Source organism: Symbioplanes lichenis, from assembly GCF_030709675.1.
Classification (GTDB): Bacteria; Actinomycetota; Actinomycetes; order Mycobacteriales; family Micromonosporaceae; genus Actinoplanes; species Actinoplanes lichenis.
In genome coordinates, this window is sequence record NZ_JAUZQD010000001.1 from 148,337 (window position 1) to 170,257 (window position 21,921).

General features: G+C 73.6%; 20 protein-coding genes. 8 read left to right on the forward strand and 12 right to left on the reverse strand.

Annotated features, from left to right (window positions below; translation table 11 throughout):
* Positions 1-26 precede the first annotated feature (26 nt).
* Complete coding sequence (locus RAN62_RS00690; RefSeq protein WP_305782433.1) at positions 27-2,336, forward strand: putative bifunctional diguanylate cyclase/phosphodiesterase; 2,310 nt, start codon at positions 27-29, stop codon at positions 2,334-2,336.
* 31 nt (positions 2,337-2,367) lie between these two features.
* Here RAN62_RS00690 and RAN62_RS00695 read toward each other — a convergent pair whose 3' ends face one another.
* Complete coding sequence (locus RAN62_RS00695) at positions 2,368-3,246, reverse strand: NADP-dependent oxidoreductase (protein WP_305782434.1); 879 nt, start codon at positions 3,244-3,246, stop codon at positions 2,368-2,370.
* On the reverse strand, positions 3,243-3,761 hold the full coding sequence (locus RAN62_RS00700; RefSeq protein ID WP_305782435.1) for a hypothetical protein: 519 nt from the start codon (positions 3,759-3,761) through the stop codon (positions 3,243-3,245). Before RAN62_RS00700 ends, RAN62_RS00695 begins: the two co-directional genes overlap by 4 nt.
* A 174-nt stretch (positions 3,762-3,935) precedes the next feature.
* Here RAN62_RS00700 and RAN62_RS00705 point away from each other — a divergent pair, with 174 nt between their 5' ends.
* Positions 3,936-4,082, forward strand: coding sequence for a hypothetical protein (locus RAN62_RS00705; protein WP_305782436.1), 147 nt, complete (start codon positions 3,936-3,938; stop codon positions 4,080-4,082).
* On the opposite strand, the gene RAN62_RS00710 is transcribed toward RAN62_RS00705, so the two are convergent.
* Complete coding sequence (locus RAN62_RS00710; RefSeq protein WP_305782437.1) at positions 4,072-5,766, reverse strand: glycoside hydrolase family 13 protein; 1,695 nt, start codon at positions 5,764-5,766, stop codon at positions 4,072-4,074. The two genes, RAN62_RS00705 and RAN62_RS00710, sit on opposite strands and share 11 nt — an antisense overlap.
* A gap of 61 nt (positions 5,767-5,827) precedes the next feature.
* Between RAN62_RS00710 and RAN62_RS00715 the strand changes: the two genes are divergently transcribed.
* From RAN62_RS00715 to RAN62_RS00730, 4 genes are all read left to right on the forward strand, one after another.
* Positions 5,828-6,838 (forward strand): glycosyltransferase family 4 protein, encoded by a 1,011-nt coding sequence (locus tag RAN62_RS00715; RefSeq protein ID WP_305782438.1) that lies wholly within the window; start codon positions 5,828-5,830, stop codon positions 6,836-6,838.
* 106 nt (positions 6,839-6,944) lie between these two features.
* The gene (locus RAN62_RS00720; RefSeq protein ID WP_305782439.1) at positions 6,945-8,090 is read left to right on the forward strand and encodes a glycosyltransferase; all 1,146 of its coding nucleotides are present in this window, start codon (positions 6,945-6,947) and stop codon (positions 8,088-8,090) included.
* Positions 8,087-9,172, forward strand: coding sequence for a glycosyltransferase (locus tag RAN62_RS00725; protein ID WP_305782440.1), 1,086 nt, complete (start codon positions 8,087-8,089; stop codon positions 9,170-9,172). The genes RAN62_RS00720 and RAN62_RS00725 overlap by 4 nt, the downstream gene beginning before the upstream one ends.
* Positions 9,169-10,671, forward strand: a complete 1,503-nt coding sequence (locus RAN62_RS00730; protein WP_369077128.1) for a glycoside hydrolase family 130 protein — start codon at positions 9,169-9,171, stop codon at positions 10,669-10,671. The genes RAN62_RS00725 and RAN62_RS00730 overlap by 4 nt, the downstream gene beginning before the upstream one ends.
* A gap of 94 nt (positions 10,672-10,765) precedes the next feature.
* On the opposite strand, the gene RAN62_RS00735 is transcribed toward RAN62_RS00730, so the two are convergent.
* The 3 genes from RAN62_RS00735 to RAN62_RS00745 all read right to left on the reverse strand — a co-directional run bounded on the left by RAN62_RS00735 (position 10,766) and on the right by RAN62_RS00745 (position 13,712).
* The gene (locus RAN62_RS00735; protein WP_369077129.1) at positions 10,766-11,674 is read right to left on the reverse strand and encodes a response regulator; all 909 of its coding nucleotides are present in this window, start codon (positions 11,672-11,674) and stop codon (positions 10,766-10,768) included.
* 38 nt (positions 11,675-11,712) lie between these two features.
* On the reverse strand, positions 11,713-12,822 hold the full coding sequence (locus RAN62_RS00740; protein WP_305782442.1) for a sensor histidine kinase: 1,110 nt from the start codon (positions 12,820-12,822) through the stop codon (positions 11,713-11,715).
* Positions 12,823-12,887: 65 nt separating this feature from the next.
* Positions 12,888-13,712, reverse strand: coding sequence for a methyltransferase domain-containing protein (locus RAN62_RS00745; RefSeq protein ID WP_305782443.1), 825 nt, complete (start codon positions 13,710-13,712; stop codon positions 12,888-12,890).
* A gap of 87 nt (positions 13,713-13,799) precedes the next feature.
* Between RAN62_RS00745 and RAN62_RS00750 the strand changes: the two genes are divergently transcribed.
* Together RAN62_RS00750 and RAN62_RS00755 are read left to right on the forward strand one after the other, a co-directional pair.
* On the forward strand, positions 13,800-15,986 hold the full coding sequence (locus tag RAN62_RS00750) for a putative bifunctional diguanylate cyclase/phosphodiesterase (RefSeq protein ID WP_305782444.1): 2,187 nt from the start codon (positions 13,800-13,802) through the stop codon (positions 15,984-15,986).
* A 45-nt stretch (positions 15,987-16,031) separates the two neighbouring features.
* Positions 16,032-17,051 carry a Gfo/Idh/MocA family protein gene (locus RAN62_RS00755; protein ID WP_305782445.1) on the forward strand — a complete coding sequence of 340 codons (1,020 nt, stop codon included), beginning with the start codon at positions 16,032-16,034 and terminating at the stop codon, positions 17,049-17,051.
* Here the strand turns inward: RAN62_RS00755 and RAN62_RS00760 are convergent.
* Genes RAN62_RS00760 through RAN62_RS00785 form a run of 6 tightly spaced genes read right to left on the reverse strand, consistent with a single transcriptional unit; the run spans position 17,041 to position 21,813 of the window.
* A complete protein-coding gene (locus tag RAN62_RS00760; RefSeq protein WP_305782446.1) occupies positions 17,041-17,922 on the reverse strand; it encodes a serine hydrolase domain-containing protein in 882 nt (293 codons plus the stop codon). The genes RAN62_RS00755 and RAN62_RS00760 overlap by 11 nt on opposite strands.
* The gene (locus RAN62_RS00765; RefSeq protein WP_305782447.1) at positions 17,919-18,731 is read right to left on the reverse strand and encodes an SDR family oxidoreductase; all 813 of its coding nucleotides are present in this window, start codon (positions 18,729-18,731) and stop codon (positions 17,919-17,921) included. The genes RAN62_RS00760 and RAN62_RS00765 overlap by 4 nt, the downstream gene beginning before the upstream one ends.
* Positions 18,728-19,651 carry an amidohydrolase family protein gene (locus RAN62_RS00770; protein WP_305782448.1) on the reverse strand — a complete coding sequence of 308 codons (924 nt, stop codon included), beginning with the start codon at positions 19,649-19,651 and terminating at the stop codon, positions 18,728-18,730. Before RAN62_RS00770 ends, RAN62_RS00765 begins: the two co-directional genes overlap by 4 nt.
* Complete coding sequence (kynU, locus tag RAN62_RS00775; protein ID WP_305782449.1) at positions 19,648-20,874, reverse strand: kynureninase; 1,227 nt, start codon at positions 20,872-20,874, stop codon at positions 19,648-19,650. Before kynU ends, RAN62_RS00770 begins: the two co-directional genes overlap by 4 nt.
* A 2-nt stretch (positions 20,875-20,876) precedes the next feature.
* On the reverse strand, positions 20,877-21,326 hold the full coding sequence (locus tag RAN62_RS00780; RefSeq protein ID WP_305782450.1) for a YchJ family protein: 450 nt from the start codon (positions 21,324-21,326) through the stop codon (positions 20,877-20,879).
* Positions 21,327-21,351: 25 nt separating this feature from the next.
* Complete coding sequence (locus RAN62_RS00785; RefSeq protein ID WP_305782451.1) at positions 21,352-21,813, reverse strand: methyl-accepting chemotaxis protein; 462 nt, start codon at positions 21,811-21,813, stop codon at positions 21,352-21,354.
* Between the last annotated feature and the right edge of the window lie 108 nt (positions 21,814-21,921).

Consider the following 21,921-nt stretch of genomic DNA (forward strand, 5'->3'; position numbering starts at 1 on the left):
GCGGCGCGGATGCCGATCATGGCTACGTGACCCCTGTGCTCGCACCGGAGCGCGCCCCCGTGGTCCGGCCGGCCGGTCGGCGCGCTTCCGCGCTGCCGCCGTACGCCCGGGTGGTGTCCCGGTCCTTCCTGGCCGTCGGCGCCGCACTCGTGGCGCTGCTGGTCGCGGGTCCGGCGCCGGTCCAGGACGCGGCCGGCCTGATCGGCATCGTCGCCGCCCTGTCCGCGGTGTGGTTCGGCGCCCTGCGCATCGCCGTGCCCGCCGACCGCCGACCATGGGTGCACATGGGGGTCGCCGGGCTGCTCTTCCTCGCGGGCATGATCGTGCGGGCCGCCGTGCCCGGGGCGGGCGAGTCCCCGCCGACGATCCGGTCGCTCTGGCCCGACGCGTTCGTCGTGCCGGGCTATCTGGTGATGGGGTACGCGTTCGCGAGCATGCTGCGCCGCCGCCGGGCCGACGACGATGATCCGGCGCGCAGCGACGCCCTGCTCGTCGGGGCGGCCGCCGCGTTCATGGCGTGGACGTTCGTCATGTCGCCGACGATCGACCAGAGCGGCGGCATCGACCCGATCCGGGTGGCCAACGCGTTCTTCCCGGTCCTCGACGTCGTGCTGCTGATGCTGGTCGTGCAGCTCGCCCTGGCCGGCGGCGTGCGCGCGCCCGCCCTGTGGCTGCTCATCGCCGGGTCCGGCACGATGCTCGCCGGCGACCTGCTCTTCATGCTGCGCGACAACGAGATCGCGGACCCGTCGCTCACCACGATCAACACGCTCTTCACGGGCGCGTTCCTGCTCTTCGGCGCGGGCACGCTGCACCCCTCGATGCGGACGCTCACCGAGCCGCAGCACGTGATCGTGCGGACGCTCGGCAAGCCGCGCATGGTGGCGATCGCGTTGCTGGTCACCGTGCCGGTCGTCGTGACGACCGTGCAGTCGATGCACGGGCCGCTCGACGGCACGGTCCGGGCCGCTCTGTGCGTACTCATGATCATGGCCGTGCTGTGGCGGGTGGTGCGCTCGAACGACTCGCGCGCCCGGGCGGAGAGCGCCGGCCGGCGCCGGGCCACCCATGACGCCCTCACCGACCTGCCCAACCGCGAGCTGCTCACCGAGACGATCACCGCGTGGGGCGACCGGGCGGCGGCCGAGGGGCAGGAGATCAGCCTGCTGTTCATCGACCTCGACCGGTTCAAGATGATCAACGACCACTGGGGGCACCGGGTCGGCGACGAGCTGCTGTGCGCGGTCGCGGGCCGGCTCGGCGCCATCGTGCGCGGCACCGATCTGGTGTGCCGGATCGGCGGCGACGAGTTCGTGATCGCGCTGGCCAGCCCCTCGCACACGGCGACGGCGGAGTCGCTGGCCACCCGGGTGCTCGCCGAGTTCGGGCGGCCGTTCGAGCTGTCGGTGGGCAGCGTCGTCGTCTCGGCCTCGATCGGCGTGGCCAAGACGGGCGGCGGCGCCCAGGCGCTCGAGCTGATCCGCGACGCCGACACGGCCATGAACAAGGTGAAGGGCTCGGGGCGCAACGCCTACGCGCTGTTCGACAGCTCGCTGCGCGACGACGTCCGCGACCGGCTGATGCTCGAGCAGGCGTTGCGGGGCGCGCTGGAGCGCGGCGAGCTCTACGCCACGTACCAGCCGATCGTGGATCTGGGCACCGGCGAGCGCGAGGGCTTCGAGACGCTGATGCGCTGGGAGCACCCCGAGCTCGGGGCGGTGTCGCCGCTGCGGTTCATCCCGATCGCCGAGGAGACCGGCCTGATCGTCGAGGCCGGGGCGTGGCTGCTGCGCGAGTCCGTGCACCAGCTCGCCGCCTGGCGGGCGGCCGCCGCGCCGGGGTCGCGCCCGCTGCACGTGTCGGTCAACGTGTCCGTCCGTCAGCTGCGCGACAAGGCGCTGGTCGGGGTGGTGCGCGAGGTGCTGGCCGAGACCGGGCTGCCGCCCGGGGCGCTGTGGCTGGAGATCACCGAGTCGGGCGTGATGGAGGATCTGGAGACGGCCCTCGCCACGCTCGACGAGCTGCACGCGCTCGGCGTCGTCATGGCCGTCGACGACTTCGGCACCGGCTACTCGTCGCTGAGCTATCTCAACCGGCTGCCGGTGGGCGTCGTGAAGCTGGACCGCTCGTTCGTCTCGCAGGTCGGCACGGGCGGCTCCGAGGAGCAGATCGTCCGGGCGGTGCTCGCCCTGGCCGGCGCCCTCGGCCTGCGCGTGGTGGCCGAGGGCGTCGAGACGGAGGTGCAGCGCGACTGGCTGCGGGACCAGGGCTGCGAGCTCGGGCAGGGCTGGCTCTTCGGCAAGCCGCTACGGGCGGCGGCCTTCACATCGGCGTGAGCACACCTTGCCGCGGCCGAGGCGGCGGCCTTCACATCGGCGTGAGCACGACCTTGCCCCGGCCGTGGCGGCTCTCGACCGCCGCGTGCGCCGCGGCCACCTCGTCCAGCGGGTAGCCACGGATCGGCAGGACCAGATCGGGCTGCGCGACGACGGCGGCGAGCCGCTCCGGATCACGCCCGGCCCGCACCACACGGGCGCCGTGCCCGGCCGCCGCGGCGTCGTCCACGATCGTGCCGACCCGCTCCCCCGGCACGCCCAGGGCGATCGACTGCGCGACGGCTTCCCCGCCCGCGGCGTCCAGCGCCACGGTCACCTTCCGGCCGAGGGCCCGCACGGCTTCGACCAGCCCTTCCCCGTACGCCACCGGCAGCGCACCCAGCGACCGCAGATAGTCGTGGTTGCCGGGGCTCGCCGTGCCGATCACCGTGGCGCCCGCCTTCCGGGCCAGCTGGACCGCGAGCGTGCCCACCGAGCCGGCCGCCGCGTGCACGAGCAGGACGTCCCCCGTGGTGACGTCCAGCTCGAGCAGCGCCCCGGAAGCCGTCTGCGCCGCCGCGACCATCCCCGCCGCCGTGGCGAAGTCGAGATGCTCCGGCTTCGGAACGGCGTTGGCGACCGGCACCACAACGTGGGTGGCGTGCCCGCTCAGCATCGTCGAGCCCAGCACCGGCGTCCCGATCGGCAGGTCGCCTTTCTCCACGACGCCCGCGTACTCCTGGCCGATCCGTTGCGGGAACACGATCGGCAGTCCTGGCATGACGCCTTGCCGCACGGCGACGTCGAAGGGCTGCACGCCGGCGGCGGCCACGCGCACCCGGACCTCGCCGGGGCCGGGCTCCGGATCGGGCAGCTCGGCGACGCGCAGGACCCCGGGGCCGCCGAAGCGGTCGAACACGACAGCTCTCATGCGGCCGATCGTGCAAGGTAAACATTGGTTGAGGTCAAGCGCGGGCGGACCGGCGGCCGCAGCATCGCGCGCACGAGGATCGCGGTCCACCCGGCCGACCAGAGCAACAGCGCCACCGCGATCGGGCCGAGGACGAGGACGGCCAGGCCGGCGCCGAGGTTGGCGCCGGCGACCGGCGCGGTCACGGCGCGGCCGATGAGCCCGATCGTCCCGCCCGCGACCGCCACCGCCGGGACGACCAGCCACCACCGCGGCGAGATGCGGCGGGTGACGGTGGCCCAGCCGAGCACCGCCACGGTCGCGACCGCCAGGAGCAGGCCGAAGACGCCCGCGGCGGCCTCCACGCCCGGCGCGATCTGCGGCGGCCGCACCGCGTAGCCGGCTTCCGGGCCCGCCGGCACCGCGCCCTGCGGCCCGATCCACCACCAGGCCACCGTCGCGTTGACCACGGTGAACGCCCCGATGCCCAGCGTCCCGACGGTGAACCGGCCCAGCCAATTGATGAAGTCCGTCATGGGAGAAGAGCCTTCCGCGCGGCGCGCGGCCGGACGTGAGTAGCCGTACTCAGCCCGGCCCGGCAGGCGGCTCAGATCACGGGTTACCCGCCGCAGCCGTGATCATGTTTGGGAGCGCTTCCGGCGGGGGTACATGGCGCGCCGCCACACCCCCACCAGAATCGAGGCTCTCCGATGTCCATCCAGGGACTGTTCTATCTCATCGCCGTGATCCTGCTTGTCCTCGCCGCCCTGCCGATCGGCACGCGGGGCGTCTCGCTCGCGCTGCTCGGCGCCGCGTTCGCGCTGCTCGCCTACAGCTGGGACACCATCACGGCGTGACCTGCCGCCGGTAGACGACGAGCTGCCACGGCTCGAGGACCCAGTTCTCCGGGGCCGGGGCGTTGGTCAGGACGAGCTCCTGCCACGCCCCGGCGTCCGGCACCTCGGCCGTCACGGGCTCCCCGGTGAAGTTGCCGATCACGAGCAGTTCCGTGGAGCCGTGCCGGCGGGTGTACGCGTACAGGCGCTCGTCGGCCGGCATCAGCATGGTGAAGTCGCCGTACACGACCGCGGGCTCGTCGTGCCGCAGCGCGATCAGCCGGCGGTAGAAGTGGTAGACCGAGTCCGGATCGGCGACCGCCGCGGCGGCGTTGATCTCCTTGTGGTTCGGGTTGACCGCCAGCCACGGCGTGCCCGTGGTGAAGCCGGCCTGCGCCGAGGAGTCCCACTGCATCGGCGTACGGGCGTTGTCGCGGCTGCGGGCCCGGAGCACGGTGAGCACCTCCTCCGGCGAGCGGCCCTCGTGCTCCGTCGCCTGCGCGTAGTGCCCGAGCGCCTCGATGTCGCGGAAGTCGGCGATCGTGCCGAACGGATAGTTCGTCATGCCGAGCTCTTCGCCCTGATAGACGTACGGGGTGCCGCGGTGCAGGTGCAGCACGCCGCCGAGCATCTTGGCCGAGCGCTCCCGCCACTCGGGTGAGTCGTCGCCGTAGCGCGACACGACCCGCGGCTGGTCGTGGTTGTTCCAGTAGAGACTGTTCCAGCCCTTCTCCCGCAGGCCGGCCTGCCACCGGGCGAAGATGCCCTTGAGCTTGGTGAGCTGCAACGGGTAGAGCTGCCACGGGTCCGCACCCCGGTCCACCCACACGTGGTCGAAGTTGAAGACCATGTCGACCTCGCCGCGCGCGGGGTCGGTGTACTTGACCGCCTCCTCGACGGTCACGCCCGGCATCTCGCCGACGGTCAGCAGCGCCTCCCGGCCGGCGAAGACCCGCTCGTGCATCTCGTGCAGGAACTCGTGGTTGCGCGGGCCGTGCATGTAGTGCGGGGCGCCCTGGCCGTAGAGCGAACCGGGCGCGACGGCGCCGTCCGGCAGCGAGACGTCCTTGGAGATGTGGTCGATGACGTCCATCCGGAACCCGTCGACGCCGCGGTCGAGCCACCAGTTCATCATCTCGTACACCGCGTCGCGGACCGCCGGGTTCTCCCAGTTGAGGTCCGGCTGCTTGCGGCTGAAGATGTGCAGGTAATACTCGCCGGTGGCCGGGTCGTACTCCCACGCGGAGCCGCCGAAGACCGAGCCCCAGTTGGTCGGCTCGGCGCCGGGCGTGCCGGGCTCGAAACCCTCGCGGGCCGGGCGCCACCAGTACCAGTCACGCTTCGGGCTGTCCTTCGACAGCCGGCTCTCGGCGAACCACGGGTGCTCGTCGGAGGAGTGGTTGACGACCAGGTCCATGACGAGCTTCATGCCGCGGTCGTGGATGCCGGCCAGCAGCTCGTCGAAGTCGGCCAGGGTGCCGAAGACCGGCTCGATGTCCTGGTAGTCGCTGATGTCGTAGCCGTTGTCGTCCTGCGGCGACGGATAGATCGGCGACAGCCACACCACGTCGACGCCCAGCCCGGCGATGTGGTCCAGATGGTCGATGATCCCGCGGAGGTCCCCCATCCCGTCGCCGTCCGCATCGGCGAAGCTGCGCGGATAGATCTGATAGACGACGGCACTGTGCCACCACGGGTTGTCCATGGTCCCTCTTTAACACGCAAACCACGGACGAAACACGCGTTCCCCTCCCATACTCGGGATCATGAGGGTCGCGCTGCTCGGACCGATCGCCTGGCGTACGCCCCCGGTGCACTACGGGCCGTGGGAACTGGTCACGAGCCTGCTCGCCGAGGGCCTGACCGCGCGGGGCGTGGACGTGACACTGTTCGCCACGCTCGACTCGGTCACCAAGGCCACGCTCGACGGTGTCGCGGTGCACGGCTACGAGGAGGACCCGGACCTCGACGGCCGCGTGTGGGAGGCGCTGCACGTGGCGTACGCGCTGGGCCGCTCGAAGGAGTTCGACCTGGTCCACAACCACCTCGACTGGCTGCCGCTCGCCTTCTCGGAGCACTGCGCGGCGCCGTTGCTCACCACGATCCACGGCTTCTCGGGGCGGAACATCCTGCCCGCGTACCGGCGGGGACGCTCGGCCTACGTGTCGATCTCGGACGCCGACCGCAGCCACGACCTGGACTATCTCGGCACGGTCTATCACGGCGTGGACGTGGAGACGCTGCCGTTCTCGGCCACCGGCGGCGACGACCTGATCTGTTTCGGGCGCATCCATCCGGACAAGGGCACCGATCTGGCCATCGAGATCGCGCGCCGGGCCGGGCGGCGGCTGACACTGTGCGGGATCGTGCAGGACGAGGCGTACTTCCACGAGCGGGTCGAGCCGCACATCGACGGCGACCAGGTCGTCTACCTGGGATCCGTCGGGCCGGCCGACCGGGCGCGCGTGCTCGGGAGCGGCGCGGCGCTGCTGCACCCGATCCGGTTCGCCGAGCCGTTCGGGCTCTCCGTCGTGGAGTCGATGATCTGCGGGACGCCCGTGGTCGCGTACCGGAAGGGGTCCATGCCGGAGGTCGTCGACGAGGGCGTCACCGGGCGGCTGGTCGGCGACGTGGACCAGGCGGTGGCGGCCGTCGAGGGCATCGGGCGGCTGGACCGGGCGGCGTGCCGGGCCCGCGCGCGCAGCCGCTTTTCCGCCGACCGCATGGTCGACGACTACCTGGCGATGTATCGCAAACTTCTCAGCCGAACGGCTTGATTTTGTTACCGTCGAATTAACCATTCGCGGCGATTCTCCGAAAGGTTCTATTTCTGCACTTCCGCGCGCGCGGGGAGGCGGCCGCCTGATCAGAAAGGGCCCTGTCATGCCCGTGACCTACGGTTTTCTGAGCACCTATCCGCCGACGCAATGCGGGTTGGCGACCTTCAATGCGGCGCTCGCCGGCCATTTGACCGGCGGCGCGCCCGGCAGCGGGGTCGTGCGGCTGCTCGACGCGGACGCGGCCGACGGCGGTGGCCTGGCGATCGACCGCGCGGCACCCCGGGTGGTGCACACCTGGCCGACGGGTACGCCCGGCGGCTGGACCGCCGCGGCGAACGCCCTCAACCGCTTCGACGTCGCGATCGTCCAGCACGAGTACGGCATCTACCCCGGCGCCGACGGCGACGAGGTGCTGCCCCTGCTGCGCGCCCTGCGGGTCCCCACGATCGTCGTGCTGCACACCGTTCTCACCACGCCGTCGCCGTCGCAGCGCTCGGTGCTGGAACGCATCGTGGCCGCCGCCGACGCCGTCGTGACGATGACCGACACCGCGCGGCAACGGCTGACCGGCGGCTACCGGGTCGACCCGCGCAAGGTGACCGTGATCCCGCACGGCGCCGCGAGCCACACGAGCGTGCCGCGGGAACGTCACGACGTCCCGCACCTGCTGACGTGGGGGCTGCTCGGGCCGGGCAAGGGCATCGAGTGGGCGCTGCGGGCGCTGGCGCACCTGCCCGAGCCGGTCTACACGGTCGCCGGGCGTACGCATCCGAAGGTGCTCGAACACCACGGCGACGTCTACCGCGACTCGCTGAAGGCCCTCGCCGCCGAGCTGGGCGTCGCCGAGCGGGTGCGCTGGGAGGACGTGTACCTCGACGAGACCGCGCTGAGCCGGCTGATCCGCTCCGCCGACGTGGTCGTGCTCCCGTACGACTCCACCGAGCAGGTCACCTCCGGCGTGCTGATCGAGGCCGTCGGCGCCGGCGTGCCCGTGGTCGCGACCGAGTTCCCGCACGCCGTCGAGCTGCTCGCCGACGGGCCGGGCATCCTCGTGCCGCACCAGGACCCCGAGGCGATGGCCGCCGCGATCCGGCACCTTGTCCAGGCGCCGGACGTCACCGGGCATCTCACCGGGCTGGCCGGCGGTCCGACGCTGCGGTGGCCCGCGGTCGCCCATCGCTACCAGAGCCTCGCTGCCCGGTTGCTCGCCGCGCGTACGCCCGTCGCTGTCGCTTCGGTGCCCGCATGAGTGTGACCCTGCGGCTCGTACCGCCGCCGCTGCAGTTGATCGACGCGCCGGAGCCCAGCTGGGCGCACCTCGCCCGGCTCTCCGACGACACCGGGCTGCTCGAGCACGCCCGCCACGCCATCCCGCGCCGCGAGCACGGCTACTGCGTCGACGACGTCGCCCGGGGACTGCTCGTGGCGGCCCGCGAGGTGCAACCGACCGCCCAGGTCACGGCGCTCGCCGAACGCTGGCTCGGCTTCGTCACGCACGCGATGGCGGCGGACGGGCGGGTGCGCAACCGGCTCTCGTACGACCGGCGCTGGCTCGACGAGCCGAGCACCGGCGACTGGTGGGGACGGGCGCTGCACGGGCTCGGCACCGCCGCCGCGCGCAGCACCGTGCCGTGGATCAGGCGCGAGGCGCGTACGGCGTTCCTGATCGGCGCCCGGCAGCGCTCGCCCTGGCCGCGCGCGATGGCCTTCGCCGGGCTCGGCGCCGCGGCCCTGCTCCGCGCCGACTCCTCCTGCCGCGAGGCCGCCGAGCTGCTGGCCGACGCGGCCACCGTGATCGGCCTGCCGGGCGGCGACCCGGAGTGGGTGTGGCCCGAGCGCGAGCTCACCTACGCCAACCCGGCGCTCGCCGAGGTGCTGATCCACGCCGGCGACCTGCTCGGCGACGAGCCGCTGCTCACCGACGGCCTGCGGATGCTGCGCTGGCTCTGCGCCATGCAGGAGCACGAGGGCCATCTGTCGACGGTCCCGGTGGGCGGGTGGCGGCCGGGCACGCCGAAGCACCGGTACGACCAGCAGCCGATCGAGGCGGCCTGCACCGCCGACGCGTGCGCCACCGCCGCGGCCGTCACCGGCGACGACGCCTGGGACGCCCCGTTGTTCCAGGCGATCGCGTGGTTCCTCGGCGACAACGACGGCGGATTTGTCATGTACGACCCCCTGACTGGTGGATGTCATGACGGTTTGACCCCGGATGGCCCTAATCTGAACCAAGGAGCCGAATCCACTCTCGCCCTCGTCGCCACGCTGCAGCACGCCCGCGCGTGGGCAGCCCGGCGCGGCGCGACCCGACCGTCAGGGGGACTGGCGTGACCGCAATCCTCGACCCACAGCCGGCCCAGACCTCGTCGCTCGCCCTGCGCCACGCGCTGACGATGCAGCCCGACGGGCGCCGCGTCGTCATCAAGCTCTTCCTGCCCGGCGAGGACGCCCAGTCCGGCCGCAACCGCGTGTCCAGCCTCATCGACCGCATCCTGCAGCTCGACGAGGACGAGATCGCCCGCCTGCTCGACGACGTGCTGACCCGCTTCGCGGGGCGGCACCACGACCTGCTCACGACCTTCGCGCACCACTTCGACCTGGTGCACCACCGGGTGCCGCCGGACATCGAGCTGTCGCCCAACGCGCGGTCGCTGATCGGGGCCTACTTCAGCCACGAGTTCGCGGTCGAGGCGGCAGCCCTGTGCAACCCGTCGATGGTGCCGCACCCCGACCAGGGCGGGCTCCAGCCGGGCCAGCTCCGGGTCGCCGTCAGCCTGCGCCAGATCGGCGAGGGCCACATCTCGTCCATCGGCTTCTGCTCCGCGGTCGTCGGCCCCGGTGAGCGCATCGAGCTCGAGGAGCGCGAGGGGCCGCTGATGGTCGGCGAGCGCACAGGGGCCAAGCACCAGCGCGACCTCCTCGCCGCCGGCCTGGCCGAGCACGAGATCGAGACCGAGCTGTCCGCGACCGTGCTGTCCTCGCTGCCCGAGCGCTACTCCGACGAGGAGTTCGAGGAGATCCTCGGCCACCTCCCGGGCGAGCTGCTCGCCCGCCCCACCACGGGCGAGACCCTGGCCGTCATGCGCGAGATCGTCGCCGCCGACTACGCGGTCGCCTTCCCCGTCACCGTGCCGCTGCACCAGCGGGTCCTGTGGCCGGCCGCCCCCGCCGAGAGCAACGGCATGGAGGACGCGCGCTTCGTCCAGGTCCTCGAGGAGGACGGCCGCATGTCGTACGCGGCCACCTACACCGCCTACGACGGCCGGCACATCGGCGGCCGCATGCTCCAGACCCGCGACATGCGGCACTTCGAGGTCACCGCCCTCCGCGGGCCGGCCGCCCAGAACAAGGGCATGGCGCTGTTCCCCCGGCCCGTCCACGGCCGGCACCTGGCCCTGTGCCGCTCCGACGGCGAGACGCTCGGCCTCAGCGAGCGCGACGAGTCCAACCGCTGGCAGGAGGCCGTCCCGCTGCTCATGCCGCACCGGGGCTGGGACCTCATCCAGGTCGGCAACTGCGGCTCCCCGGTCGAGACCCGGGCCGGCTGGCTCGTCCTCACCCACGGCGTCGGCCCGATGCGCCGCTACGCCATCGGCGCGATGCTGCTCGACCTCGACCACCCCGAGCGCGTCATCGCCGACCTGCCGAGCGGCCTCCTCGAACCGGACGAGATCGAGCGCGAGGGCTACGTCCCCAACGTCGTCTACTCGTGCGGCGGCCTCGTCCACGACGGCCGCTTCTGGCTCCCCTACGGCGCCAGCGACGTCCGGGTCGGCTTCGCGAGCATCAGCATGGAAGTCCTCCTCGGCGCCATGGTCCCGGTGGCCTGACCACGGGCCGGACGCACACGGGCCGGACGGCAGCGCGTGCGACGACTGCGAGCGGGACGGCGGGTCGGCGGGCGGAGGGCCGGCGAACGGGGCGTCACTCCGCGTCGCGGATCAGGATGGCGACCTGGACGCGGTTGGTCAGGTCGAGCTTGGTGAGGATCCGCGACACGTAGGCCTTCACCGTCGCCGTGCTCATCCGCAGGGCCGTGCCGATCTCCTGGTTGGTGCGGCCCTGCGCCACGAGCCCGGCCACATCACTCTCCCCCGGGCTCAGCCGGGTCAGCGCCGCCCGCGCCCGCACCCGCCGCGCCTCCCGCTCGGCCTCCCCCGCCGCCCCGCCGACCACTCCACTGCGCGCCCGGAAAAGCACCCCGCCCCGCGACCCGGCCGCCGCCTCACCCCGCGACCCGGCGGGCGATTCACCCTGCGGCCCGGCGGACGCCTCGCGCTGCGGCCCGGCGGCACCCGACGCGAAGGTCATCACGCGCCGGAGCACCTCGGGCGACAGCATCGGCTCGCCCGCCGCCACCCGCCGCACCGCCCGCGCGATCTCCGCCGGCGGCGTGTGCTTGAGCAGGAACCCGCCCGCCCCGGCCCGCAACGCCCGCAGCACGTGCTCGTCGGTGTCGAACGTGGTCAGCACGATCACCTCGGGCGCCCCCGGCCGGGCCCGCAGCGCCTCGGCCGCGGTCAGCCCGTCGACGCCCGGCATGCGGATGTCCATGAGCACCACGTGCGGCTCGCTCGCCCCTACGGCGGCGGCCACCTCGCTCCCGTCCCCGACCGCGCCCACGACCTCGATGTCGTCGAACGCCCCGAGCATCATCGTCAGCCCCGCCCGCACCAGCGCGTCGTCGTCCACCAGCAGCACCCGCACCACCCGCGAGCCGTCCACCGGCCCGGCCTCGTCGAGCGGCCCGCCACCGTCCGCCGCCCCGGCCTCGTCGTGCGGCCCGCCACCGTCCGCCGCCCCGGCCCCGGCGAGCGGCCCGGCCTCGTCCACCGGCCCGCGACCATCCGCCGGCGCCCCCGAAGCCCCGGTCACGGGTGCCACGGCAGCCACGCGCGGAGCCGGAACCAGCCGTCCGCGGTCGGCCCGTGCTCGAAGCGGCCCCCGGCCAGCTGCACCCGCTCGGCCAGCCCGACCAGCCCGGCCCCCGCGCCGGGCAGCCGCTGCCCCGCCGCGTCGAGGTGCCCGTTGCCGACCTCGACGACCAGCCCCTCCGCGGCCCGCCCCGTCACCGCGACCGTCACCTTCGCCCCGGGCGCGTGCTTGCGGGCATTGGTCAGCCCCTCCTGCACGATGCGGTAGGCGTGCCGCCCCACCCCGGCCGGCACCGGCTCCTCGGCGCTGAGCGTCAGCTCGATCCGGGCGCCCGCCTCGCGCGACTCCCGCACCAGCGCGGGCACGTCGGCGAGCGCCGGCTGCGGCCGGTCGTCGGCCGGCTCGCGCAGCATCCGGATGACGCCCCGCAGGTCCTCGAGCGCGTCGTGGGCGCCCTGCCGCACCACGGCCGCCGCCTGCCGCTCCGCCTCGGGGGCGTCGCGGCGCACCTCGAGGGCGCCGGCGTGCACGGCCAGCAGCGAGATCCGGTGGGCGAGGGCGTCGTGCATCTCCCGGGCGATGCGCTCGCGCTCGGCCAGCCGGGCCTGCTCGACGCGCAGCCGCTCGCCCTCCTCGGCCTGCCGGGCGCGCTCGGTCCACGAGCGCACCAGCAGCCGCTGGGACCGGACCAGCATGGCCACGGCGACCAGGCTCACGTGCAGCAGGATCAGGAACGTCGCGGTCTCGGCATAGAGCCGGGTGGGCCCCATGACGGCCAGATAGACCCCGGCGACCGCGACGGCGTGCAGCGCGGTCAGGGTGGCGGCCACCCGGGCCCGCCGGCGCAGCCCGACCGCGACGAGGGCGAGCGGCGTGAAGCCCATGGGCAGCGCCAGCATGATGCCCGCGGGGATGAGCACCAGCGTCAGGCCCACCGGGCGGCTGCGGCGGAAGGCCACCACGGCGGCGAAGGCGAGCACCCCGGCGACCACCTCGACGACGACCGGGGCGCCGTCGCCCTCGCTCACCGACGCGTGGAGGAACCAGCCGCCCAGCGCCGCGCCGAGGCAGCCCAGGCCCAGCTCCCGCGGCCATGACCGTTTCATGCCCAGGACGGTACGGTCCGCCCGCGCCGTCCCGTAACCCGCGAAAGTAGCCATTCGCCACCTACTTAAGTGGGTACCGTCCCGCAGACCACCCAGATGGTCAGCACCGCGAGGAAGTCGCCCCGCTCGCCGGCCGCGGCGACCCGGGAGAACCAGGAGTCGCGCAGCTCCGGCGGGAGCGGCCACGTCTCGGACGGCACGGCCGGGTTGACCATGGGCAGCACCACCGCCGCCGACTCCGGATCCGGGAAGTAGCAGGTCACCGGCACCGCGGTCACGCCGGTGAGGCCCCGCTCGACCAGCCGGCGCCGGAGCGTCCGGCCCATGTCGGCCTCGTCGGGCAGCAGCCCCCGGGCATGGTCGATGACCGCGGCGGCGAGGGCCGCGCCGACCCCGTCGAAGGCCAGCGAGGTCCAGTCGGTGTCGATCAGGCAGACGCGCCCGCCGGGCTGGGTTACCCGGACCAGCTCGGCGACGGCGCGGCCGGGGTCGGCGACGTGCTGCAGGACCCGCTCGCACCACACGCCGTCGAAGCCGCCGGAGGGCAGGTCGAGGGCGGCGACGTCGCCGGACACATAGCGGATCGGGCCGTCGGGATCACGCTCGCGCGCCGCGGTCAGGGTCACCTCGGACCGGTCCAGGGCGACCACCTCGCCGTCCGGCCCCACCGCGGCGGCCAGCGCCCGGGCGACGTCACCGGCGCCGCAGCCCGCGTCGAGCAGCCGCTGCCCCGGCGCGGGCCGCAGCGCCTCCCACGCGGTGTGCCGGACCCGGCGGATCTCGGGGTGGCCGGACATCCGGTCGAGCATGGCGACCGCGAGCGCGGCTATCTCGGGCGTCATGCCGTCGAGATCCGTGAAGGGCGGGCGGTCCAGCTGTGCGGGCTCCATCGCGCCATCCTGACCCGCGCCGCCGCCGGGTGCCCGTACCCGTCGGTCATCCGACACGGCCCCCGGGGGACAACTAAGTTGCACAGAGTGACTGCCGATCAACCCAACGTGGGAGAAGCGACGCTGGGCCGGGTGCGGCTCGGGGCGATGCTGCTCGCGGGTCTGAGCGTCGCGGGCCTGGCGGGCGAGATCGGCACCGACTCGCCGACCTGGAACCTGCTCGCCTACCTGTCTCTGGGCGCGATCGCCGCCGGTTTCGTCGTCACCTGTCTGCGCGGACGCCCGTGGATCCTCGACCCGATCGTCCTGCCGGCCCTGGTCGCTGTGGCGGGCTCGGCCCTGCGCGACCCCGTGTCGACCATCGGGCTGACCATGGTCCTGCTGCTCGTCCAGTCGCTGTACGGGACGACGCGCTCCTGGGCCGTCCGCTCGGTCTTCGGCGCCCTGTCGCTGCCGGCCGCCCTGATCGCCGCGCCGACCCCGATCGGCGCCCTCGTCGACGTCGGCCGGTCGGTGCAGATGGTGCCGCAGATCATCCTGGTCACCGTGCTCACCCGGGCCATCTACGCCGCGCTCGGCCGCCAGGAGCAGGCCGCCGCGCGCGACGCGCTGCTCGCCCGTACGGGAAAAGAGATCCTGGCCGCGACGCAGCTGGATGAACTCCCGGAGATCGCGCTGGCCGCCGCCCGGGAGTTGATCCGCGTGAGCCCGGGCACCGGGTTTCTCGTCCTGCACAGGGAAGAAGGCGGGCTGCGGGTCATCGCCGAGGGCGGCCTGAACGACAAGCTGACCGACCGCCTCTTGCCCGAAAGCGTGCTCACCGGGCCGGCGAGCGTGCTGCACGCCGACGCTCCGCGCATCCGCCGCTGGCTGGTCGAGGAGCTGCTGCCGGGCAGGCGCTACCGCGTCCTCGGCGCGACCCGGGACCTGCCGGACCCGCTGGTCGACGCCTTCCGCACGCTGGGCACGCAGATGCGGCTGGGCGAGGCCAACCTGCGCTCGCACCTCGAGCTGGACCACCAGGCCAACCACGACGCCCTGACCCAGCTGCCCACGCGGGCCAAGTTCTTCCGCGAGCTCATCGCGGCGGTCGATCACCGCGACCCGGGTACGGTCGCCCTGCTCAACATCGACCTGGACGACTTCAAGCAGGTCAACGACGGGCATGGGCACGCGGCCGGCGACGAGTTGCTCGTCCAGGTGGCCCGGCGCATCACCGAAGCCGGCGGCGTTCGCGGGGTCGCGGGGCGCCTGGGCGGGGACGAGTTCGTGCTGCTGCTCACCGGGCTGGCCGGGCCGGGCGAGGCGCAGGAGATCGCGGAGGGGCTGGGCCGCCGGCTGGTGGAGCCGATGCGCCTCGCCGCGGCCACGGTGCGTGTCGGCGCCAGCATCGGGATCGCGCTGACCGAGCCCGGCGTCACGGCCAGCGAGCTGTCGCGCCGGGCCGACATCGCCATGTACGCGGCCAAGGCGCGCGGCAAGAACCGGACCGAACTGTTCAGCGCGGACAAGCACGGCGCGGTCGCGCGGCACCGCACCCTCGAGGACCAGCTCCCGTACGCCCTCGAGCGCGGCGAACTCCACGTCTACTACCAGCCGTGGACACACCTGGCGACCGGCTCGTGGGGCGGCGTCGAGGCCCTGCTGCAGTGGCAGCACCCGGCCGAGGGCGCCGTCAACTGCCGCGAGCTGCTGGAGCTGGCCGAGCGTACCGGGGACATCGGCGTCATCACGGCGCACTTCCTGCGTACCGTGGCGGCGGAGACCGCGTCGATGCCCGGCGGCGACCGGCTGCGCCTCGGTCTCAACCTGAGCGCGCACCAGCTCGTCGACGCGGGCTTCACCGACGCGCTGCTGGCCGCGCTGGACGGGTGCGGGCTGGCGCCGGAGCGGGTGACCCTGGAGATCGTCGAGAGCGAGCACATCGACGACCCGCGGGCCCGGGCGCGGCTCGAGCACCTGGCCGCCCACGGCGTGCGCATCGCCCTGGACGACTTCGGGACGGGCTACGTCTCCCTCGCGTCGCTGCGCGCCTTCCCGATCCACCAGCTCAAGATCGACGGCTCGTTCCTCACCGGCGACCCGGGCACCCTGGACCTCGTGCTGTCCGTGAGCACCCTGCTCGGCACCGAGTCGATCGTCCAGGGCGTGACGTCCGCCGAGCAGCTGGCGCGGCTGCACGAGACCCGCGCCACGGGGGCCCAGGGCCCGTACGTGGCGCCTGTCATGACCGCCAGTGACCTTGCCCGCACCGCTCCGCGTCTCACGAAGTGAACTGGATCACAGTAGGCCCGCACCCGGGTTTGTAAGATCCGAAACATGACGGCAACACGGATCGGTCTGGTGGGCTACGGCTCGGGTGGGCGCATCTTCCACGCCCCGCTGCTCGCGTCGGCGGAGGGCGTCGAGTTCGCCGGGGTGGTCACCCGCTCGGCGGAGCGGCGTGCGGAGCTGGCCAAGAGCCATCCGGACGTGCCGGCCTTCGACACGCTGGCCGACCTCGCCGCGGCGGGGGCCGAGGCCGTCACGATCTCGACGCCGGCCGCGACCCACGCGAGCCTGGCCCGCGAGGCGATCGGGCTCGGCCTGGCCACGGTGGTCGACAAGCCCTTCTCGCTCGACGCCGAGGCCACCCGCGAGGTGGTCGAGCTGGCCGCGAAGCAGGGCGTGCCGCTGAGCGTCTATCAGAACAGGCGCTACGACTCCGACTTCCGCACCGTGCGCAGGCTCCTCGCGGAGGGGACGCTCGGCGACGTCCGCCGCTTCGAGTCCCGCTTCGAGCGCTTCGACCCGGCCCGCCGGCCCCCGGAGGCCGGCGGCGGCACGCTGCTCGACTTCGGCGCGCACCTCGTCGACCAGGCGCACGTGCTCTTCGGCCCGGCCACCCGGGTGTACGCCGAGATGCGCCTCGAGGACGACATCGACGTCGACGTCTTCGTGGCCCTGCACCACGAGAGCGGCGTCGAGTCGCATCTGTGGGGCAGCTGGCGGCAGGCGTCGCCCGGCCCGCGATTCCGGGTCAGCGGGACGACGGGCACGTACATCGTGGATGGCCTGGACGGTCAGGAGGCCGCGCTGAAGGCGGGCCGCTCCCCCGCGAGCCTCGGCGACCGCTGGGGCGTCGAGCCCGAGCACACGTGGGGCCGCCTGCACCGCGGCGCGACCGGCGCCCCGGTGCGCAGCGAGCGCGGCCGCTGGGACGAGTTCTATCCGGCCTTCGCGGCTGCCGTCCGGGGCGAGGGCCCGCTCCCGGTCGACCCCCGCGACGCGATCCGCACGATGGACGTCCTCGACGCCGCCCGCGTGAGCGCCACCACGGGCGAGACCGTCAAGCTCTGAGCAGGCGCTCCAGCAGTGTTTGCAGGTGCTCGCCGACGAGCGCGTCGCTGTCGGTGAGCACGGCGACGCGCCGACGTGACTCGGGCAGGATCGCGGCGAAGGACTTGTAGCCCGCGTTGTCGCCGCTGTGCTGGATCCACGGCTCGCCGTGCCACGTACCCGTGAAGACGCCGTAGCCGTAGCCGCTGCCGAAGTCGTCGCCGCCGGTGGCCACGCGCCGGGTCAGCATCAGCGTGCGCCACGGCTCGCCGATGACCGCGCCCTCGTGCAGGCGGTCCATCCAGGTGATCAGCTCGGCCGTGGTGCTCCAGATGTCACCGGTGCCCAGGCCGAGCCCGTCGAGATCCCAGGACGGCACCGCGTTGCCTTGCGCGTCGTGCCCCGCCGCCACGTCCGTGCGGTCTCCCGGCAACCCCGAGAAGGTACGGACGAGGCCCGCCGCCCCGAACACGCGGCGCGTGAGGAAGTCGCGGAACGGCTCGCCCGCGACTTCCTGCACCACGTGCGCCAGGAGGACGTAGCCGGGGCTGCTGTAGCGGAATTCCGTGCCCGGCGCCGTGATGACCGGCCAGCCCCTCGCCAGCTCGACGAAGTCCGGCGGGCTCACGCGAAGGTCGAGCTCCGGGTGGTCCGCCCAGTGCGCGATGCCGGACGTGTGGCTGAGCAGGTGGTGCAGCGTGACGCCGGGCCAGCCGGGGAACCACCGGTCGAGCGGGTCCTCGGGCGTCAGCTTGCCGTCCTGCGCGAGCAGGAGCACCGCCGCCGCCGTGAACTGCTTGCTGATCGACGCGATCTGGTGCCGCAGCGGCGACTCCCGCCCGACGATCACCTCGTCGCCCCGCTGGTAGAAGACTTCCCCCGCGATCCTCATCGGACGGAGACTACCGTCGCCAAGGTCGTCGCGGGGTGCCCGGTGAGCCGCTCGATCGCGGGGCTGACGGCGGCCAGCTCACCCGACGCCACCGCCAGGTAGGTGCTCACCCACGCGTCGACCTGCCAGCTGGGTGCGCCGTACTTCGCACGGGACGCGTACGCCTCCTCGACCGTCTCGTCGTGGAAGCGGACCCCCGGCCCGACGATCGCCGCCATCTCGGCGAAGGTCAGCGCCTCCGGCCCGGTCAGATCATAGGTACGCCCGGCGTGCTCGCCCGGCGACCGAAGCACCGCCACGGCCGCGTCCGCGACGTCGTCCTGCGCGACCACGGCGGCCCGCCCGTCGCCGCCCGGCCCGCGGATCACGCCGTCGTCGCCGGCCAGGAGCGGCACGAAGTCGGCGTAGAGGTTGTCGCGCAGGAACGTGTACGCGAGCCCGGTGGCCTTGATGTGCTCCTCGGTCGCCCAGTGGTCGCGGGCGAGCGTGAACGTCGCGTCGGGCGCCGCGCCCTGGAACGACGTGTAGACGAGGTGCCGCACGCCCGCCTCCACCGCCGCGTCGACGAACGAGAGGTGCTGCTCGACCCGGTCGGGCGCCTCGGCGGCGGAGACCATGAGCACCGTCTCCGCGCCTTCGAGGGCCTTCCGCACCGCCGCCCGGTCCGCGTACTCCGCCACGGCCACCTCGGCGCCGGGGATGGCCGGCGCGCGCGAGGCGTCCCGGACGAGCAGCCGTTGCGGCCGGTCGAGCCGTGCCGCGATCCGTCCGCCGAGCCGCCCGGTCGCCCCGCTCACCACGATCGTCATGTCCCGACGATAGGCCCCGCCGCGGCCAGGGACTCCGGGAACCGTCCCGGATCCAGGTCCAGCCCAGCCGGCACCCAGGCCGGGGCCGCCCAATCGTTGTCGGTCATGGCGGCCACCACGTCCGCGGGTGTCAGCCCCGCCGCCAGCAGCGCCCGGATCTCCCGGGCGTTGATGCCGGGCGGGAGGGGACCGTTGCCCAGATCGGTCCCGTAGCGCACCGTCCCGCCGTACTCGGCGAAGCGCCGCAGGTTGCCGATCGCCGTGCCCCGCGCCGGGGTCTCCTCCCCGTACCCGTGGATGTCGAGCGTGCTGATCCACGTCATGCGCCCGGCGCACGCCCGCACGAGCCCGTCGTCGAGCGACGACGTCCACGGCGTATGCGCGAGCAGGTCAGCCCCTGCCTCGTAGGCGGCGGCCACCGTCCCGGGACCCTCGGCGTGCACGACGACCGGCAGCCGCAACGTGTGTGCGGCATCGACCAGCGCGGCCAGTGTCGCGGCCGGCAGCACAGGCCCGCCCGCGTGCGCGGTCACCTTGACGAGCGTGGCGCCGGCCGCCGCCACCTCCGCCACGGCAGCCTCCGCGTCGGTGACCGAAAGGACTTCGCGGCAGCTGCCGGCCGGCGCCCACGACCGGTCCGACGGATAGCCTCCGGGAGCGATCAAAAACGGTCCGGCCCACCGCAAAGCCTGGCCGGCGACCACCGCCGGGTTCCCGCCGAGGTCCCACACACCGCTCAGCCCGCGCAGCGCCGTGACGTCGATCAGCTGCGTGTGCGCGTGCGCGTCGACCAGCCCGGGCAAGAGCGTTCCGGAGAGCCGCTGTCCGGATGAGGAAAGAGACACCACGCCGGCGCGCCACGCGAGCCCGGTGCGCAGCGCGCCGTCGTGCCAGAGGGTGTCCGGGAGGAGCCAGGTCACCGCTGCTGCTCGAGCAGGTCGCGCAGGACGCCGAGGCCGTGGTGCACCTCGGCGAAGCTCGTGCTCAGCGGGGCCGGCCCGATCCGCAACCCGTCCGGCCGCCGGTAGTCGGGGATGACGCCCGCCGTCCACAGCGGCTCGAGCAGCGCCTCGAACCCGGGCCGGGTCAGCGTCACGTGACCGCCGCGCCGCGCCGGGTCGCGCGGGCCGGCGACCGTCACGCCCAGCGGCGCCAGCCACTCGTCGGCGAGCCCGAGAACATAGTCCGTCAGCTGCAACGACTTGCGGCGCACGGCGTCGATGCCCGCCTCGGCCAGCACGTCCAAGTTCGCGTCCATCGGCACCATGGCGAGGATCGGCGGCGTCCCGCTGAGCAGGCCGCGCATGCCCGGCGCCGGCTCGTAGCCCGGGCCCATCTCGAACGCGGCGCGGTGCCCCATCCAGCCCCAGATCGGCTGCCGGATGTCGGCTTGCAAGCCCTTCCGGACGTACGCGAAAGCCGGCGCACCAGGACCCCCGTTGAGGTACTTGTACGTGCAGCCGACGGCGAGGTCGGCGTCCCACGCGTCGAGCTCGACGGGCACCGAGCCCACCGAGTGCGACAGGTCCCACAGCGTGAGCGCCCCGGCGGCGTGCGCGACCGCGTTGATCGCGGCGGCGTCGGCGAGCCACCCCGACCGGTAGGCGACGTGGCTGAGCAGCACGAGGGCGGTGTCCGGCCCGACCGCCGCGGCGACCTGCTCCGCCGTGATGCCCGCGGCCGGGTCGGTGGTGATCCACTCCAGCGTGAGGTCCCGTTCGGCGGCGATGCCCTCGAGCAGGTAACGGTCCGTGGGGAAGTTGTCGGTGTCGAGCACGACGGTCCGGCGGCCGGGCCGGGCCTCGACCGCCGCGCGGGCCAGCTTGTAGAGCAGCACGGACGTGGAGTCGGCCACCACCACCTGCCCCGGGGCGGCGCCGAGGGCCACCGCGCCGAGCCGGTCGCCGAGCCGCATCGGCCAGTCCAGCCACTCGTCCGTCCAGCCGCGGATGAGACGCCCGCCCCACTGCCCCCGCACGAACGCGTCGAGGCGCTCGGCGGTGGCGCGCAGCGGGCGGCCCAGCGAGTTGCCGTCCAGGTACGAGACGACGTCGGAGTCCTCGATCAGGAAACGGTCGCGCAGCGGGGCGAGCGGATCGGCCGCGTCGAGGTCCTTGGCGCGCTTCTGCCAGTCATCGGTCATGGTCAGATATTGGCAAGCGTGCCGTCGGCCAGGATCGGCCCCCAGTAGACCCAGCGCCCGTCGTGCCGGACGAAGCGGCTCCGCTCGTGCATGTCGCCGGCCCGGCCGTGGTCGCGGAAGTGCGCCTTGAACTCGACCACACCCTCGGCGTCGAAGAGCCCGCCGCCGGTCGAGCCGAGCACCTCCAGCCGGATCCAGCGCAGCTGCGGGTCGGGCTCGACCTCCGCCGGCCGCGTGTCCGGATGCCACGAGGCGAGCACGTAGTCGGCGTTGTCCAGCGCGAAGGCGGCGTACCGCGAGCGCATCAACGCCTCGGCGGTGGCCGGCGGGCGGCCCTCGTGGGCGGCGCCGCAGCACTGCCCGTACGCCTGGCCGAGCCCGCACGGGCACGCCATGGTCGTCGTCATCTCGGTCCGCGCCGCGGGACGGCGGCGCGTTGCACGTCGGGCCATAAGACCATTCTTCCCTTCGCGCGGCTCAGTGGTACTGCTGGTCCACCACGATCTCGCTGATCACCTGCTGGCAGCGGTCGAGCTCGGCGATGAGCTGCTGCATCTCCTCGATCGCGGAGACCGCGCTGCGGGTGCCCTCGCGGATGCCGCTGACCTGGCCGCCGATCTCGCTCGTGGCCGTGGCCGTCTCGTTCGCCAGGTCCTTGACCTCGCTGGCCACCACGGCGAAGCCGCGCCCCGCCTCGCCCGCGCGGGCCGCCTCGATGGTGGCGTTGAGCGCGAGCAGGTTGGTCTGCTTGGCGATGGTGGCGATCAGCTCGACGACCTTGCCGATCTCGGTGCTGGCGGTCTCCAGCTTGCCGATGACGGTCACCGCCGTCTCCGCGGCCTGCACCGCCGACCGGGTGGCCGTGGCCATGTCCCCGCTGACGTCGGCGAGCCGCCGGACGGAGTCCTGGCTCGTGGCCTCCCACTGGCTGTCCGTCATCCGTGCTCCCTCGCTCGCCCCTGTCCCACCCTAAGAGTGATCGGCCGCCCGGGAGCCGTGTTGCGGTTTCCGCACGAGACTGCAAACTCGGTCATCGGATTGCCGTGC

Excerpts from the sequence above, each read along its gene's own strand:
- RAN62_RS00695 (WP_305782434.1), bottom strand. The coding sequence starts at position 3,246 with ATGAGAGCTGTCGTGTTCGACCGCTTCGGCGGCCCCGGGGTCCTGCGC.
- RAN62_RS00700 (WP_305782435.1), bottom strand. The coding sequence starts at position 3,761 with ATGACGGACTTCATCAATTGGCTGGGCCGGTTCACCGTCGGGACGCTG.
- RAN62_RS00705 (WP_305782436.1), top strand. The coding sequence starts at position 3,936 with ATGTCCATCCAGGGACTGTTCTATCTCATCGCCGTGATCCTGCTTGTC.
- RAN62_RS00710 (WP_305782437.1), bottom strand. The coding sequence starts at position 5,766 with ATGGACAACCCGTGGTGGCACAGTGCCGTCGTCTATCAGATCTATCCG.
- RAN62_RS00715 (WP_305782438.1), top strand. The coding sequence starts at position 5,828 with ATGAGGGTCGCGCTGCTCGGACCGATCGCCTGGCGTACGCCCCCGGTG.
- RAN62_RS00720 (WP_305782439.1), top strand. The coding sequence starts at position 6,945 with ATGCCCGTGACCTACGGTTTTCTGAGCACCTATCCGCCGACGCAATGC.
- RAN62_RS00725 (WP_305782440.1), top strand. The coding sequence starts at position 8,087 with ATGAGTGTGACCCTGCGGCTCGTACCGCCGCCGCTGCAGTTGATCGAC.
- RAN62_RS00740 (WP_305782442.1), bottom strand. The coding sequence starts at position 12,822 with ATGAAACGGTCATGGCCGCGGGAGCTGGGCCTGGGCTGCCTCGGCGCG.
- RAN62_RS00745 (WP_305782443.1), bottom strand. The coding sequence starts at position 13,712 with ATGGAGCCCGCACAGCTGGACCGCCCGCCCTTCACGGATCTCGACGGC.
- RAN62_RS00755 (WP_305782445.1), top strand. The coding sequence starts at position 16,032 with ATGACGGCAACACGGATCGGTCTGGTGGGCTACGGCTCGGGTGGGCGC.
- RAN62_RS00760 (WP_305782446.1), bottom strand. The coding sequence starts at position 17,922 with ATGAGGATCGCGGGGGAAGTCTTCTACCAGCGGGGCGACGAGGTGATC.
- RAN62_RS00765 (WP_305782447.1), bottom strand. The coding sequence starts at position 18,731 with ATGACGATCGTGGTGAGCGGGGCGACCGGGCGGCTCGGCGGACGGATC.
- kynU (WP_305782449.1), bottom strand. The coding sequence starts at position 20,874 with ATGACCGATGACTGGCAGAAGCGCGCCAAGGACCTCGACGCGGCCGAT.
- RAN62_RS00780 (WP_305782450.1), bottom strand. The coding sequence starts at position 21,326 with ATGGCCCGACGTGCAACGCGCCGCCGTCCCGCGGCGCGGACCGAGATG.
- RAN62_RS00785 (WP_305782451.1), bottom strand. The coding sequence starts at position 21,813 with ATGACGGACAGCCAGTGGGAGGCCACGAGCCAGGACTCCGTCCGGCGG.